Annotated in this window: 12 protein-coding genes; 4 read left to right on the top strand and 8 right to left on the bottom strand. The window is 50.2% G+C overall.

The window, feature by feature from the left end; genetic code table 11:
- Positions 1-55: 55 nt before the first annotated feature.
- The gene (locus AWQ21_RS11950; protein WP_065714726.1) at positions 56-1,369 is read right to left on the bottom strand and encodes an APC family permease; all 1,314 of its coding nucleotides are present in this window, start codon (positions 1,367-1,369) and stop codon (positions 56-58) included.
- 816 nt (positions 1,370-2,185) lie between these two features.
- On the opposite strand from AWQ21_RS11950, the gene AWQ21_RS11940 reads away from it, so the two are divergent.
- Entirely contained in the window at positions 2,186-2,908 is a 723-nt protein-coding gene (locus tag AWQ21_RS11940) for a heme oxygenase (biliverdin-producing) (RefSeq protein WP_065714724.1), read from the top strand.
- Positions 2,909-2,975: 67 nt separating this feature from the next.
- On the opposite strand, the gene AWQ21_RS11935 is transcribed toward AWQ21_RS11940, so the two are convergent.
- The gene (locus tag AWQ21_RS11935) at positions 2,976-4,184 is read right to left on the bottom strand and encodes an S-layer homology domain-containing protein (protein ID WP_065714723.1); all 1,209 of its coding nucleotides are present in this window, start codon (positions 4,182-4,184) and stop codon (positions 2,976-2,978) included.
- Positions 4,185-4,289: 105 nt separating this feature from the next.
- Positions 4,290-6,263 carry a flotillin family protein gene (locus AWQ21_RS11930; RefSeq protein WP_065715333.1) on the bottom strand — a complete coding sequence of 658 codons (1,974 nt, stop codon included), beginning with the start codon at positions 6,261-6,263 and terminating at the stop codon, positions 4,290-4,292.
- Between the two features lie 230 nt (positions 6,264-6,493).
- Between AWQ21_RS11930 and AWQ21_RS11925 the strand changes: the two genes are divergently transcribed.
- Together AWQ21_RS11925 and AWQ21_RS11920 are read left to right on the top strand one after the other, a co-directional pair.
- Entirely contained in the window at positions 6,494-6,703 is a 210-nt protein-coding gene (locus AWQ21_RS11925) for a ferredoxin-thioredoxin reductase variable chain (RefSeq protein WP_012308107.1), read from the top strand.
- Positions 6,704-6,912: 209 nt separating this feature from the next.
- Complete coding sequence (locus tag AWQ21_RS11920) at positions 6,913-10,545, top strand: hydantoinase B/oxoprolinase family protein (RefSeq protein WP_065714722.1); 3,633 nt, start codon at positions 6,913-6,915, stop codon at positions 10,543-10,545.
- On the opposite strand, the gene AWQ21_RS11915 is transcribed toward AWQ21_RS11920, so the two are convergent.
- Positions 10,542-12,083, bottom strand: a complete 1,542-nt coding sequence (locus AWQ21_RS11915) for a pentapeptide repeat-containing protein (protein WP_065714721.1) — start codon at positions 12,081-12,083, stop codon at positions 10,542-10,544. The two genes, AWQ21_RS11920 and AWQ21_RS11915, sit on opposite strands and share 4 nt — an antisense overlap.
- Before the next feature lie 195 nt (positions 12,084-12,278).
- On the opposite strand from AWQ21_RS11915, the gene AWQ21_RS11910 reads away from it, so the two are divergent.
- Entirely contained in the window at positions 12,279-13,460 is a 1,182-nt protein-coding gene (locus AWQ21_RS11910) for an RtcB family protein (protein WP_065714720.1), read from the top strand.
- Here the strand turns inward: AWQ21_RS11910 and argB are convergent.
- The 4 genes from argB to AWQ21_RS11890 all read right to left on the bottom strand — a co-directional run bounded on the left by argB (position 13,457) and on the right by AWQ21_RS11890 (position 16,559).
- Entirely contained in the window at positions 13,457-14,368 is a 912-nt protein-coding gene (gene argB, locus AWQ21_RS11905; RefSeq protein WP_065714719.1) for an acetylglutamate kinase, read from the bottom strand. The genes AWQ21_RS11910 and argB overlap by 4 nt on opposite strands.
- A 133-nt stretch (positions 14,369-14,501) precedes the next feature.
- Entirely contained in the window at positions 14,502-15,062 is a 561-nt protein-coding gene (locus tag AWQ21_RS11900; protein WP_012308113.1) for a shikimate kinase, read from the bottom strand.
- 57 nt (positions 15,063-15,119) lie between these two features.
- Positions 15,120-15,329: a lipopolysaccharide assembly protein LapA domain-containing protein gene (locus tag AWQ21_RS11895; RefSeq protein WP_065714718.1), complete on the bottom strand. Its 210-nt coding sequence runs from the start codon at positions 15,327-15,329 to the stop codon at positions 15,120-15,122.
- Between the two features lie 3 nt (positions 15,330-15,332).
- The gene (locus tag AWQ21_RS11890; protein WP_065714717.1) at positions 15,333-16,559 is read right to left on the bottom strand and encodes a bifunctional sterol desaturase/short chain dehydrogenase; all 1,227 of its coding nucleotides are present in this window, start codon (positions 16,557-16,559) and stop codon (positions 15,333-15,335) included.
- Positions 16,560-16,711 lie beyond the last annotated feature (152 nt).

Genomic DNA, 16,711 nt, shown 5'->3' with positions numbered 1-16,711 from the left:
ATTGATAGTTTTGTCTAAATACACACTAGATGTAAGCCTTCTACTAAGTCCACGTTCAAGATGGGTCATCAGTACGAGTATCCGAGGGGAAAAGATGGATTTGCCGTTGACTAAGACCTCGATAAATACCCTCGATTGCAAAGGCTAGACCAACCATCGCGACTACTACCCAAAGATGCTGTGGTTGGGTTCGAGCTGTTTCTGAAAGTAGTACAATTACTGCTCCCAAACAGGCCACTGTTCCAATCAAGGAAATCCATTGATGACTCTTGGTTTGACGGTGTAGTCGTACATTCGCAAAATTAACCACCGCAAAGATCAGTAAAAAACCGGAACTGCCCATCGTCGAAATTTCGGAAAGATTAAAGCTATTGGCAATCACCAAGGTCAGTCCACTTGTAATCAATAATCCTTCAATTGGCTGATTCCAAATTTTTTTTTCTAATGCTGCAGGTAATTCTCCAGATTTCGCAATAATGTAACTGAGCCGAGAGGTGCCATAAAGAGTCGCATTTAATGCCGAAGCTGTAGATAATAATGCGGCGATCGCAATCATCGTAAACCCCACAGAACCCATAAAGGGTTTTGCTGCCACTGCCAACGCATATTCCTTCGCCTCAATAATTTTATCCGTTGATAACGAGCCGACGGTGATGCCGGCAATCAGCAGATACAGTACCAAGACAAATCCCACTGCAGAATAATAGGCTCGAGGCAATACATGCTCTGGATGGTGTACTTCTTCAGCGGTATTGGCCATCAACTCAAACCCCTCAAACGCCAGGAAAATGATCATACCGCCAGAGACAATCGCCAAAGGATCAGCCCAATTCTGCGGTTCTAAACGCGTTACGTCCACTCCCTGAACGCCAATACCAATAAAAACCAGCAAAATTAGCAACTTAAACGCCACAATCCAACTTTCTGCTTTGCCAATCACGTCTGCGCTAAGCAAATTTAGCCCTGTAATGCCGATAATGGATCCACTAATCAAGATATGGCGCATGAGTGACTGCACCGACTCTGGGAAAAAAGCGGCTCCGTAACTCCCAAATGCAGAGGCATACAAAGATAACATCACGATATAGCTCAACCAGAGCAACAGATTTATACTGCCGGTAAAAAAGCCTGTACCAAAGGCTTTATTTAAGAAAGTGACTGTGCCTCCACGGCTGGGAAATGCCAGGGACAGCTGTACGTAAGCATAAGTTGTAACCAAAGCAATTAAGCCAGCGACCACAAATGCGATGGGTGCGCCCCCCTGAGCCAACTCTACCGATAAACCTAATACTGCAAAAATGCCGCCGCCGACCATGCCGCCAATTCCGACAGCGGTCACTGACCAAAATCCCATTTTTTCTTTTGCCATTAATCTGTTTTTATAAGTTCCACTAGACGTTAAAAACTGTTATTCCCATTGGGATTGTTTTATGTTCTATGTCATGCGTTGCTGAGTGCCATACGAGATAATGCAAGTTTAGATTTCTTGCTGAACTGTAGTTATTGTGCGCACTGTTAATGTTGACGCAGATTTTTCAAGATTCGACAACGTCCCAGAATCGTGACCATAAAGACTCGTCCATACTGGCAATGCCTTCAGGAATGAGTCAGGAATGAGAACCTCTGATGCCCCACCTAAGAGGATGTCTAAAAAGCCCCTCGCCCCCCAACTTGGGGGGAACTGCTCAGATATTAAGCAAATGAAGTCCCCCAGCATGGGGGATTTAGGGGCTAACAACATTTGGATACTTCTCGGACAACCTCTAAGGGCAACGTAATAAGCGCGAAAATCTCTCCCCTTTTTTTCCATGATGTAATTCGTTCAGGGCGCTGCCTTTCTCCCATCACTGTAACGAGGATTAACTTCCATGGCGATCGCCCCGGAAAGGGCACCAAAATCACATGGATTTCCCAGCAGATTATTCCGGGTCATAAACATTCGATCTCTCTAACGAAAATCGCTTCTAATCGCCAGGGCAGAACCCCCTAAATCCTGTCTTATTTCAACGATATGCCCTCGAAAGTTTGACAAAAATGTATCTATTTCTCCGTAAAAAAACTTAATAGCATAAACCCATAAAACCAGTTAACCTACGAAACTGAGCAGTCTTTTAATTTTGTTAACTTTCTTTAACAAACCTTTTAATATCTATTCATTTTCAGTAAGAACAAGGGACTTATTTCTATGGTCGCTAACCTAGCAACAATGTTAAGAGAGGGAACGAAAACTTCCCACACGATGGCGGAAAACGTTGGCTTCGTGAAATGCTTCCTGAAGGGAGTCGTGGAGAAAAAATCCTACCGGAAGCTTGTGGCAGACCTTTATTATGTTTACTCGGCGATGGAAGAGGAGATGGAGCGCCTCAAGGATCATCCCGTCGTCTCCCAAATTTATTTCCCTGAGTTAAACCGTAAACAAAGTCTCGAAACGGATCTGCGCTATTATTTTGGCTCCAACTGGCAAGCCGAAGCGAAAATCACCCCCGCTGGTCAGGCTTATGTGGATCGCATCCATGAAGTGGCCCAGACTGCGCCGGAACTATTAGTCAGCCACTCCTATACCCGCTACCTGGGCGATCTTTCTGGCGGGCAAATCCTCAAAAAAATTGCCCAAAATGCGATGAACCTCGACGGCGAAGGAACTGCTTTCTATGAGTTTGAGCATATCTCCGACGAGAAGGCTTTTAAGGATAAGTACCGGGCCGCGATGAACAGCTTGGATGTGCCGGAAGAAACAGCAGAACAGATTGTTCAGGAAGCCAATGATGCCTTTGGCATGAATATGAATATGTTCAAAGAGCTGGAAGGAAACCTCGTTAAGGCCATCGGTGTGATGCTTTTCAATACCTTGACCCGTCGCCGCACTAAGGGCAGTACCGACGCTGATCTGTCTCCGGCGAGCAACTAACAAGTTTCGTCTAAACCTCAAACAATGGGTTCCTCAGTCGCGGTTGTGATTGGGGAATTTTTTTTGGTTAGGGGTCTTGGGAGGCTGGGGCATTAGTCTCCGTATCAGCAGTTTGGTTCGGGGCTTGGCGATCGCCACGGGCGGTGGCAGCAGATAGACCGTCCCCTTGGTAACCGAAATACCATAGGGCGATCGCCGCTTCCTGTTGGGTAACCGTTTTCTGGGGCTGAAAGAGGGTGGTATAGCCAAATACCCGCCGCACATTCGCTTGGTCACCGTTCTGAAAGTCCACGTAGAGGGCTTGGAGCGCTCTGGTGTCAATTTTGGGGGCATCCTGAAAGCCCCAGGTTTCGGCGATATTATCGAGGCTGGTTTGGGGCAGAGCCTGGCGACGGTCGAGGGGCACCTTCCAGGCGATCAAGCTTTCCCGGGTGAGGGGGGCATCGGGGCGAAACGTTGTAAGGGTGTCGTTGGTGAGGGTCGAAGGAATAATCCCCGCTTCGGCCAAGCCTTGGATAAAAGGAAAGTCGGGGTCACTGGCCGGCACATCGGTGAAGATCGGTTTACTGTTGCTATTGGCGCGGCGAATTTGTTGGTTTTGGCGATCGCCATAGATGGCGTTGTGGGCCTTGAAGAGCCAGCGGGCAAATTGACGCCTCGTAATCACCGTATCGGCCTGAAAATCAGTAGCGGTAAAAACCTTGAGGGCAATGAGATCCTGTACCTGGGCCGCAAGGTCAGTATCCGCAGGCAAATTTGAAGTATCAGTGGGGGCGGTATCGTCAGTTCCGGTGGTACTTAGGGCGCGATAGCTCAGGGCGAAGGTGGTGCCCGCAACAGCTTGGTCGGAGTCATTGGTCGTGGGAGAAGCGGCTTCAGACAGGGACAGGGTCACTTCCAGGTCGCTGGTGCGAGCCACAATTTCTAAGAGATTATCCGGTGCGGCAGCAGGGGACTCGACAATTTCCCAGGGGGCTTCACTAAAAGCTTTCCGGTAAAAGGCTTCGAGGCTCTGGACATTATCGGCGATCGCCCAGACGGTAGTCTTGTCTTCTGCTTGAATGAGGGTTGCTTCAGGGTAGAGGGGAATTTCTGCTGGAAAATCGGTCGGTAAGGAGGAATCTGCGGGGGGGTCGGTTTCAGCGGCTTGTTCCTGCTGTTCTACAAGGCGCGGATCAGGGGCCAAGCTTTCTTCCAAATTGCCCAATTGGGCACAGCTCCCCAAGAGAACCAATAACCCACTCAAAAGTCCAAATTTCTGCCAACTGTACTGCACGCCTGGTTTGCCGCTAACTTTACATCGTTTGTGATCGTAGCGTATTCCCTCGCTCGGTTGGCGATCGCCTTTTTGGAAAATTGAGTTTAAAAATCCCTCACAAGATTACGCACCTTCAGAATCTTTTGCCTCATTGGGCAGCGGTACAAAAGCTGTGGGTAATGGTGGGGGTTCGGGAGATGTCGTCGCTGTCTTTTTCTCCTTTAACTCGGCCAGGAGAGATTCCACATTTTGCAGCACTGCGTTGTTACTGGTATCAGCATTGTTATCCTGTAACAGGCCTTTCACCTGGGCCAACAGCGCCCCCAGCTTACCGTCTTCTAACAAACCATTCACCAACGATAAACCGCTGGTCGAGAGCAACAATTTATTAATATCCCCTAAGCCTGCCCCATCGCCATTGGTGCCCGGAAAGGCAAACACCTTCGCATCGCCCAGTACACCGGGTTGGGGGGCGAGGGACTTCATGATGTCTGGCAGTTGGTCGGCCAGGGTCGGCAAAAAGAGTTTCATCAATTCGGCAGTACGGTTGGCATTGCTCAGGGCATTTTCCGCTTCGATTAAAGCTTGTTTCCCCTGGGCTTCAGCGAGGGCCTGGTAACGGTTGGCATCGGCTAGGGTGCGGATCGATTCTGCTTCTAGTTCCGCCGCTTGACGGGCAATTTCTGCTTGACGCCGCCGCCGGAACACATCAATTTCCACCACATTTTGGTCGGCGATCCGTTTTTGATCCGCTTCTTTTTCGGCATCAATAATCGCCAAGCGTTGCTCCCGGTTCGCCTGTTCGACGGCCTTGGAGGTAGCCACTGCTTCTTCGGCTCGGGTGCGTTCTGCTTCTGCGGCAAGGCGTTCTTTTTCTTTGTTGGCAATGGCGATCGCCGCCTGTTGTTGGGCAATTTTTGCTTCTTCTTCCGCCTCCGCCATGGCAATTTTGAGGGCTTTATTTTGCTGCTCTAGGGAAATATCGGCGGCAATTTGGTTTTGCTGAATTGAAAGTTTCTGTTGAATTTTTTCTTCTTCGACGGCCTTTTCTTGGAGGATGCGATTTCGTTCAATCTTGGCTAACTCTTGATCCTGGGATGCCTGAATTTCCTGGGCCTGTTGCGCCTTGAGAAACTCAATTTCCTTTGCTTGATTCAGCTTGGCCTCTTCTTTTGCCTTTGCAAGCTTTAGGGATTTTTGTTCGGCGGCCAGTTCTTGTTCTTCGATTTCCACCTTGGTGCTGAGTTCCAGTTCCCGCTTTTCCTTGAGTACCGTTAGCTCGACATCAAGTTTTTGTTTAATGGATTTTTGGATTGTTTCCGTGCGGAGACGGACGCCTTGGGCATCGAAGAAATTATTTTCATCGTAGGTGTCGCTTTCTTCGATTTCAGAAATGGCAATATTATTAAGGGTCAGGCCCACTTTCTTGAGATCCTGCTGGATGAGATTCAAAACCTCGTCCGCAAATCCCAGTTTGTCAGAATCAATTTCGGCGATGCTTTTGCGCTTGGCGGCAGCGCGAATCGCGTCATCGGCCCTTTTCTCCAGGGCTTCTTTAATATCTACTTCGGAAATGCGGCCCTGTTTCGAAAGTCTGGCGGCGGCGACTAAAACATCTTCTTCATTGGCATTAATGCAAACATAAAAAGTTACCCGCATATTCGCCCGCAGGTAATCTTGGGTCCGCACGGCAAGGTTTCCGGTACGTTCGACATCAATGGAAATTTCCCGCAGGGGCACCCGGGTCAGCTCATGGAAGCCGGGTAGAACAATGCAGCCCCCGTTGAGAATGACCGTTTTCTTTTTGCGGATCACGCCCCCGGTACGGACAAAGGCTTCGTTATTGGGGGTAATCACATAGACCCTGGTGTAGGCCCAAATGCTCATCAGAAAGAGCACAATCAGGGTGACGATAATGCCGGGAAAGATCAACGCGCCACTAACGGGGAGTTGGGCCGGGGTCAGGGTGGCAGAGACCGGAGAAGTGGGACGCGGATCAAGCCGCAGTGCCTGGGTATCGATTTCGGAATCGAGTAACTCTACCTCCATAGTGCTCAGGTCAGGCAGAGATTGGAGCAGGGTAAACCAAAACTTCATGGGCACGCATCCTTCGGTAACGGGCATTCTGTTTTTATTTTGCCCGTGCCCCCTGGGAATCAAGCGATTCACGCAACAATATTTACATCTGCGCTATGGATAGGCTTTTTGCGATCGCCAGTTCCAAAAAAACAGTGCGGTAGGAAGCCCATGGCTATGTACAATGGAAAAACTGTTTGCTCTCCAGAGAGCTTTAGAGATATTTGTACGAGAGAGGACAAGAAAGGTTTATGAACGTTGGCGATCGCATCCGTGTTACGGCATCTGTCATTGTGTACAACCACCCCCAAAACCGGAAAAAAGCCTTTGATCTAAAAGGTATGGAAGGGACCATCGAAACGATTATCGGCCGCCCGATCACCGCAACGTTACCAATCAAAGTCCGGTTCGACCCGAAATATGCGGCCCACCTCCGGGAAGAGGAAATCGAAGTCATCTGAGATTCAGTCAGGGGCGATCGCCAGCCATTAACGAGACGACAAACAACGAAGCAAGTCATTTCTACAACAGTGATTTTGGCGGGGCATTGGGATTAAACCTAATGTCCTTAAGTTTTTTATGGGGCCATCAAACTTTGCAAGGGCAACAAAACCGCCGCACAATAGAAAGACTTTGATGGGCAATTCCAGACCCGTAAACCGACAATATTATGGTGACAACTTCTTCTCGCTGGCAATTTTGGATTGATCGGGGCGGCACTTTTACGGATATCGTCGCGAAACGCCCTAATGGCGAGCTGGTTACCCATAAGTTGCTGTCGGAAAATCCAGAATGTTACCCCGATGCACCGGTGCAAGGAATCCGGGATTTATTGGGTCTCAGTCCGGATCAACCGATCCCCACAGAACAAATCGACGTGATCAAGATGGGGACGACGGTGGCCACCAATGCCCTGTTAGAACGGAAAGGTGATCGCCTAGTTCTCGTGATCACCCAGGGCTTTCGGGATGCCCTCAGAATTGGCTATCAACATCGCCCCGATATTTTTGCCCTAGAGATCAAGCTGCCGGAGATGCTCTATGAATGGGTGATCGAAGCGTCAGAAAGAATTGACGCCCAGGGTCACATTTTGCAGCCCTTGGATCTCGCGCAGGTGCGCCAAGATTTACAGCAGGCCTTTGATGGAGGGATCCGCAGTTGTGGCGTGGTGCTGATGCACGGCTACCGTTACCCCGACCACGAACAACACATTGGGGCGATCGCCCAAGATATTGGCTTTACGCAAATCTCCCTGTCCCACCAAGTGAGCCCTTTAATCAAACTGATCAGTCGGGGTGACACAACAATGGTGGATGGCTACCTGTCGCCAATTTTGCGCCGTTATGTGGATCAAGTGGCGAGCTATCTCCAGGCGGAGGGGCAGAGGCCAAAGCTGATGTTTATGCAATCCAATGGGGGATTAGCAGAAGCCCAGCAATTTCAAGGCAAAGACAGTATTCTATCTGGACCAGCTGGGGGCATTGTCGGGGCAGTCAAAACCTGTGCGATCGCCGGCTTCGAGAAAATTATTACGTTTGATATGGGGGGAACCTCCACCGATGTCGCCCACTACGATGGCAGCTACGAACGTAGCTTTGAAACAGAAATTGCCGGGGTGCGTTTAAAAACACCGATGATGGCGATCCATACCGTGGCGGCGGGGGGCGGTTCCCTAGTGCAATATGACGGGGCGCGGTTTCGGGTCGGGCCAGAATCTGCCGGGGCGCATCCGGGGCCAGCCTGTTACGGCAAAGGGGGGCCACTGACGGTCACGGACTGCAATGTACTGTTGGGAAAAATTCAGCCGGATTTCTTTCCGCAGGTTTTTGGCTCAGAGGGCAAAGCCCCCTTAGATCGCGCCATTGTCGCAGAAAAGTTCCGAGCCCTCGCCCAAGCTCTAGCGCAAGAGCCCGCCGAGATTGCTGCCGGTTTTTTGGCGATCGCCGTGGAAAATATGAGCAATGCGATCAAGCAAATTTCCCTGCAACGAGGCCACGATGTGAGTGATTATGCCCTCTGTTGTTTCGGTGGAGCCGGGGGTCAACATGCTTGTGCGATCGCTGATACCTTGGGGATTAAAACCATTGTGATTCATCCCTTTGCGGGAGTGTTATCCGCCTATGGGATCGGTTTGGCAGAAATTCGTATTTTGAAAGAAAAAGCCATTGAAAAAGTTTTAGAAGCAGACCTTTTCCCTGAACTAGAAGCAGAATTTCATGGACTTAAACACCAGGCCACCGAGGAACTTACCCAACAACATCCCCCAAACAAAGCGGAAATTTTCGAAGAATGTAAGGCCCATCTCAAATACCAGGGCACCGACTCGACGTTAATTGTGACCTTTGCCGATCAAAAAACAATGGCGGCAGAGTTCTCCTCTCTACACCAACAACGTTACGGTTTCACGTTACCAGATAAAGCCCTGATCGTCGAATCCATTAGCTTGGAACTCATTTGTGCCACTCAAACTGTGCCAGAAACACCTGAAACCTTACACACTAACGGTCAGCCCAAGCCGCTTGAAACCGTTGCCATGTTCAGCGATGGCCAATGGCAACAAACCCCCGTTTATGATCGTGCCATTCTCCGACCCGGTGACGTGATTCCCAGTCCGGCACTCATTACTGAAAAAACCGGCACCAATGTGATTGAGCTCGGTTGGCAAGGTCGCTTAAATGAATACAATCACCTGATCCTCGAAAAAGTAAGTGACATATCCCCAGAAATTAAATCTGTATCAACAGACTTTAGCCAACCGGATCCCGTCACCCTGGAAATTTTCAACAATCTCTTTCGGGCGATCGCCGAACAGATGGGAGTCACCCTGCAAAACACCAGTTACTCGGTGAATATTAAGGAGCGCTTAGATTTTTCCTGCGCGATTTTTGATCCCCAGGGTCACCTCGTCGCCAATGCCCCCCACATTCCCGTCCACCTCGGCTCCATGAGTGAGAGCGTTTATAGCCTGATCCAAGCCCACGGCGCGCGCCTCAAACCGGGGGATGTGTATATGGCCAATAATCCCTACAACGGCGGCACCCACTTACCGGACGTGACGGTGATTACGCCTGTTTTCGCGCCGGGACAAGGGGAAAAGACCCAGGCCAAACCCTTATTTTTCGTTGCATCTCGCGGCCATCACGCCGATCTAGGGGGCATAACACCGGGTTCTATGCCGCCCCAAAGCACCCAGATCCAAGAAGAAGGGATTTTGATTGACAATGTTTGCCTTGTGAAACAGGGGGAATTCCAAACGGAAACCGTTGAGAAATTGTTTACCGAAGCGGCCTATCCTGTGCGCAATCTAACCCAAAATCTAGCGGATCTCCAGGCGCAAATTGCCGCCAACGAAAAAGGACTCCAGGAACTGCAACGGCTGGTGCACCATTACGGTCAAGGGATGGTTTTGGCCTATATGCAGCATGTGCAGGATAACGCCGAACAAGCAGTAAAACAGCAGCTTCAACAACTCCGGGATGGAGAATTTACCGTTGCCCTAGATCATGGCGATCGCCTCCAGGTCAGTATCAAAATTGATTGCGAGCAGCAAACGGCCACGGTAGATTTCACGGGCACTTCCCCCCAATCGACGACAAATTTTAATGCCCCGAAAGCCGTGACCCAAGCAGCGGTATTGTATGTTTTTCGGAGCTTGGTGCAGGATGATATCCCGTTAAATTATGGTTGCCTCAAGCCGATCAAGGTAATTGTTCCCGAAGGCTGTTTGCTTAACCCCCAATATCCAGCGGCGGTGGTGGCAGGTAATGTGGAAGTGTCCCAAAATATCACCGATTGTCTCTATGGTGCTTTGGGGGTGATGGCGGCCTCCCAGGGAACGATGAATAATTTCACCTTTGGGAACAACCATTATCAATATTACGAAACCATTTGTGGCGGCTCAGGCGCTGGCCCCCATTTTCACGGCACCGATGCCGTCCAAACCCACATGACCAATTCTCGCCTGACGGATCCAGAGGTGTTGGAATGGCGCTTTCCGGTGCTCCTAGAGGAATTTTCGATTCGTAAAAATAGTGGCGGCCCAGGACAATTTCACGGCGGGAACGGGGTGATCCGCCGCTTGCAATTCCGGGAACCGATGACTGCGGCAATTCTTTCTAGTCGGCGGCAAGTGCAACCCTTTGGGTTAGAGGGGGGTTTACCAGGTCAACGGGGTGAAAATAAAGTGATCCGCGCCGATGGGACAGAGATAACCTTACCGGGAACCGTTGAAGTTGCCATGGAAAAAGGCGATCGCCTAGAGATCCAGACCCCCGGGGGCGGTGGCTATGGCTCCCCTGGTTAAATGCCTTTTGCCCCGGTAATTTTCGTCTGATCATTCACGTAGGCAAAATAAAATTTCGTGCCGCTGAGATCAGTTTCGCGCAGGTTGCTCCCCAGAAAGCTCGTGTTGTGGAGCACCGCATCCTGGAAATTACTGCCACTGAGATCTGCCTGGTCAAAATTGGTATTTTGCAGACGGGTATTGCTGAAATTTGACTTGAGAAAAACCGTTTCAATGCAGGTGGCACAGGACAAATCGGCCCCAGAAAAATCAACGCTGCCCTGGTGATAAGGATATTTTTTATTGCCTTGGGTGGCGCTGCCATTGAGGTTTGTGCCGCAGAGCCTCGCCCCGATAAATTTAACGTTCGACAAATTTGCATTGGCCAACTCCATCCGCTCCAGATTCCCTTGGGAAAAATCAGCATCCACTAACACCGCCCCTTCCCATTGACTGTTGGTAAATGTTGTCGCTGTAAAGTTGCCTTTTTTGCCGTTGGTTTGGTTCAGAATCGCCCCTGCAAAGCTCGCCTGGAGACAATTGGTTTCCCCCAGATTGCCCCCGCACCAATGCACATTCTGGAGATTGGCCCCCTGAAAGTTGGCGCGGTAGGCATTGGCTTGATTGAGGGTTGCAGCGGTTAAATTGGCCTGATTAAAATCAGCGTTTACCAAGCAGCTATCGGTTAAGTTAGCCTCTGTCAGATCCGCCTGGCTAAAGTTAGCCAACTCGCCGTTAATACCTGTTAAATTCGCCTGCTTCAGTTGGGCCTGACTTAAATTTGTGCCTCCTAGGTTCGCTTGACTCAGATCGGCCCCTTGTAAATTCACCCCCTGCAAATTGGTCTGACTGAGATCCATGCCGCTCAAATCAGCACCAGCGAGGTCGGGCAAATAGGTTTCATATTCACGGAATTGGTTCCAGGCTTTGATGCCGGCTTCCCCTGCCTTGAGGAGTTGGATCGCCCGCTTGGTGTTGATCAGGTTAGCTGACTCTGGGGAAGATTCACTATCGGGTGGATGTTGGGTTGTCTTTTTTTGGTTTGCTGTTTTTTCAAAGCGAGCAAGGAGCTGCTGAATCTGCTGTTTGATCTGGGGTGAGTGCACCACCGACAGGGCTAATTCTAGATAGGTTTTAATCTCTGGGGCGATCGCCACCGGATTGTTGTCGAGTAACTGGCGACTGTAGAGCATCAGCACTTCGCCATAGAGATCTGCACATTGGGGATCGGTCGGAAATTGTCCGTAGAGGCTCTGGGCCTGGGCGATCGCCGCCTGGAAATTTTTTTGATCCCGGAGTTGCCGGACGGTGCGTAATAGATCTGCTTTTTCCGTGCCTTGGAGATCTTGGTTATATTTTTGCCGCTGTTCCGGATTAGACAAAATTTCGTAAATGCGATTGAGCTCCTTAAAGTCTTCCTCGGCTTGTTTCCGCTGATCGGCAGGGGTATTAATCGTTAGGGTATCTGGGTGGAGGGCGATCGCCTTGCGTCGGTAGGCCGTTTTAATTTCTCGTTGATTGGCCGTAATCTGAATCCCCAAAATCTCGTAATAATTCATAAGTGCCCCGCTGCGACTGATGATTTTCTATCCTAGTGCTCACCTTTTAAGCCGTCGCAACGGTGCCGTGATTTATCAACTAAACGTTAAAAATATTTATGCTTAGATACGCAATCGTTATGATTAAAAAAAAGTAGCCAATAACCCAATCTCTTTTTGAACCACCTCATTTCTCCTGCCATCCCCTAGCCGCCAATGCCCCACCAACCCCTACCGATCCAAACCGAAAAACCAGTTTATTCTTGGGCTGGCCATAATCTAGGCTCCCAGGAACTCCAAATGGCGAAAAATGTTGCTTCGTTGCCGTTTGTGTTTAAACATGTGTCCCTGATGCCTGATGTTCACCTAGGGAAAGGAGCCTTAGTGGGTTCTGTCATTGCCACAAAGGATGCGATCATTCCAGCGGCGGTTGGGGTTGATATTGGTTGTGGCATGGCCGCCCTCAAATTGCCCTTTAAAGGCGATCGCCTCGACGGAAAACTCAAGCAAATCCGCAAAGATCTCGAAGCCGTGATCCCCGTTGGTTTCGACGAAAACAAAGACGTTGATAAAACCGTGGCCAATTGGGGCGGCTGGCGAAATTTTAAAGATCTCCACAAAGGGGTAAAAAATCTCGAAGGTAAAGCCCTCAAACAAATGGGTTCCCTCGGTGGTGGCAATCACTTCATTGAAGTATGTCTCGATGAAGAAAATAATGTGTGGTTAATGCTCCACTCCGGTTCCCGTCACATTGGCAACAAACTCGCCCAATGCCACATTGGGACGGCAAAGGAGCTCTTGAAACTCGCAGAAACCAAAGTCCCAGATCCCGATCTCGCCTATTTTGTCAAAGGAACGCCGGAATTTGAAGCCTATTGGCGCGACCTCCAGTGGGCCCAAAACTATGCCCGGTTTAATCGCGATGTGATGCTGGAGAGGTTTAAAAAAGTCATCGAAAAACATCTCGCTGGCGGCAAACCGACAAAAGCCTCGATGTTTGTGAATTGCCACCATAACTACGCCGAACAAGAAACCCATTTTGACGAAGACATCTATGTCACCCGCAAAGGGGCCGTGCGAGCACGCCAGGAAGACTACGGTATTATCCCCGGCTCCATGGGCGCAAAATCCTACATCGTCAAGGGCAAAGGCAATGTGATGAGTTATTGTTCCTGTAGCCACGGTGCTGGGCGTTTAATGTCCAGGGCCAAAGCCAAAAAAACCTTTACTTTAGACGACTTAGTGGCCCAAACGGCTGGGGTTGAATGTCGCAAAGATAGCGGCATTATCGACGAAATTCCTGCCGCCTACAAACCCATCGAGCAGGTGATGGCCCAACAGACGGATTTGGTAGAGGTCGTTGCTACCCTCAAGCAGGTTTTGTGTGTAAAAGGCTAAGAAAAAGGCGACATGGGGAACTGGCTGAGGTAGTCCGAAGCGACGATCATCGACCCAATGCCATCGTTGGTAAAAATTTCGAGGAGGAGGGCATGGGGAATCCGTCCGTCGATGATGTGGGCCGCCTTAACGCCTTGGGCTAGCGATCGCACACAACAGCTTACCTTCGGGATCATCCCCCCGGACACAACACCTTGGTCAATTAACTCTCGCGCCTGCTGCAGGTTCAAGCGGGGAATCAAGGTCGCGGGGTTATGGTAATCCTCCAAAATGCCAGGGGTATCGGTGAGTAGGATCAGTTTTTCGGCGCTGAGGGCAGCCGCTAACTCGCCAGCGACGGTGTCGGCATTGATATTGTGGGCTTGACCTGTTTCGTCGGCGGCCACACTGGAAATAACAGGTACATAGCCATTTTCAACGAGGGATTGAATCAATTTCGTATCAATGGTGGTCACTTCCCCGACAAAACCAACCCCTTCTTTCCCGACGTGGCGGGCTTGGATCATGTTGCCATCTTTGCCACAGAGACCCACAGCAGCGCCACCTTCTTGGTTGATCAAAGAGACAATTTCTTTATTCACCCGACCCACAAGCACCATTTCCACCACGTCCATGGTGTCGGCATCGGTGACCCGCAGGCCATCTTTAAATTGGGGTTCAATGTTTAGTTTGGCCAGCCAGGTATTGATCTCTGGGCCACCGCCGTGGACAACAATGGGCCGCATGCCGATACAGGAGAGAAAGACAATGTCGCGAATGACTTTATCTTTGAGGGTGCTGTCTTTCATCGCGGCGCCACCATATTTCACGACAATGGTACGCCCCGCAAATTGCTGCATATAGGGGAGGGCTTCGCTAAGGATGCGGACGCGGGTGGCTTCGGCTTCTCTGATGTATTCGCTTTCCATGAATTGTTGTCGTTTCTAAGGATGGACTGAGCGCGGTGATGCGGCTCGACATGGGTCGGTATTGTACGGGATCGGCGATCGCCCCATTTGTTCCCAATTAGCATTTTTAACGAATTTTTAGGTTTGGCTCCCGTTAAGGGCGATCGCCAATAAATTCTGGGGGTTTGCGGAGAACCGAAGGAATTTGGGCGATGATATCCTCTGCAACGGCCCGGGGGGGACGATTACCCGGAATTTGAATATGTAAATCTGCCTCGGCATAACGCGATCGCCGTTGTTGGAGCAGTTGCGTTAATTTGCGCTCAAGATCAACATTTTGCAAAAGGGGGCGCGACGTATCACTCCGCAGCCGTTCTACCAAAATCGGCACTGGCACATCTAACCAAATGGTCAAACCCTGGCGCAGATAATACCAATTGGCTTGGGACACAACAATGCCGCCCCCCGTCGCCACGACCGTCCGTGTTTGTACCGCAATTTGCTTGAGGACTTGGGTTTCTAGTTTTCGAAATTCGGCCTCTCCCATCTCCGCAAAAATCTCACTGATGGACTGTTTTGCTAGGGTTTCAATGATGCTGTCCGAATCCAAACTGCGGTAGTTCATCAACTCCGCAATGATTTCTGCGAGGGTACTTTTTCCCGTGCCCATCATGCCGATGAGATAAATATTTAAACCTTTGAGCAAATCATCCATGGGTTAGCAAGTCCGAACCGACAAAAACACCATCATAAAGGGTTTTTTCCCACTCCCCTAACGACGGGAGCCCAAGGGAATTAAGCTGCCCAAGATGAGACCCAGTCCGACCCCAAGGGCGAGTAGGATACCGAAGGGTAAACGCACCGATTGCCACAGGAGAAACCGGATCGACACCAGTTCAATATTTTGGATCGACACCACCGCCACCACCACAATCACAGCGGCCAGGAGAGACATGGCAATCAAGCGGCCTAGGGTCTGCATCGGTTATGCTCCGCGACTAAACAGCTTGAAATAGCTTGCCACAAAAAATTCCTTGATGGGAAACAACAGATAGGTGAAGGGGTTGATAGTGACAATGATGTTGCGAAAATCTCGTCTGGCGCCACCGACAATTCCTTTAGCGACCCAGCGGGCCGACATCACGCCCACAGGATTTAAGGCACTCTTAAACGGCCCCAAAATGAGCTTACGGATCACAATGGGAGAATCTAAACGCTGGAGGGTAACGAGGTCGCCCAAGGCTCGCTTACTGAGTTCGTAGAGGGGACTGACGGCGGGGCTCACTTCCGCCTCGGAGGTGTTTACCCAAATTTCTTTGCGAACCCGGTCTTGGTTGGTTTCAACGGTGCTGAGGAACAGCTCAATTAAACGCTGCTGGGAAAAAGTATTGATGGCGTAGGATTTGTGGATTGCTGCGGGAGTGCGATCGCCATGGACGTTGATCCCATGGTTCAGGACAAGAATGTCAACTTTTTTTAAGGTTTCTAATAAATCTGCTTCCGCGCCAATCTGCCAAGGCACCGTTTGCAGGGGAACCTCTTGCTGTTGAATGGTCAGGGAAATTGTTTCATGGCTAGAAGTGAAGGCGATCACCTTGGCCCCAGCCTGATGTAATTCCGTGAGGAGAGCATGGCCCAGGGTACCCGAAGCCCCGGTCACAGCAATGCGTTTACCTTTTAAAGAAAGTGCGGTGCCCATTAATTTATCGACGAGGGTAAAGGTGCCACAATAATAAGCCTCTTGATTATCAAAATGGTGCCGCCAGTGGTAAGGACGATTCACAAACCAATCCCCTGGCAACTCCGTAAAAGCTCCGGGGCGGTGGGTTAGATCCGTCAGTTCATCCACGTAGGGTAAACCCAAGCCCCTGGCGATCGCCGCCCCCAAGAACGAGAGCGTATACAGACAGCCCGCTAAACCGAGCCAAGCCGTGGGTACCGCCAAAGCCACCAACAGCCCCCAAAGCAATAACCCAAAACTGAGCATCACCAACGCCTCTGGCACATCATTGTACCAATGGGCTTTACGATAAATGTCCTCGTTGACAGGCGTTAGATCCCGCCGGAAAACCCGATGGTGCCATCCATGGAGGCGACCCACCGGCTCCCACATATGGGCAAGGACATGGTACAAATCCCGCACCAGCTCCACCCAAAAGACAGACCCAAAAATCAGGCCACTACCGAGAACAAGTTGGCTACTGCTGATCATGCCCAAAGAATTACAGAATAATTATCGAGAGTTTTTGCTACCCAATTGTTGTAGCATTGTTTCTTTTTCTTGGGAACTTCCCCAATCGCCGCACGCCCCTAGGCTAACAACCCAAGTCACTGCTTTGGCGATCGCCTTAAACCCAGGCAAAC

Origin of the sequence: Picosynechococcus sp. PCC 7003 (assembly GCF_001693255.1) — a bacterium.
Lineage (GTDB): Bacteria > Cyanobacteriota > Cyanobacteriia > Cyanobacteriales > MRBY01 > MRBY01.
This window is presented reverse-complemented; position numbering and strand designations above follow the sequence as displayed.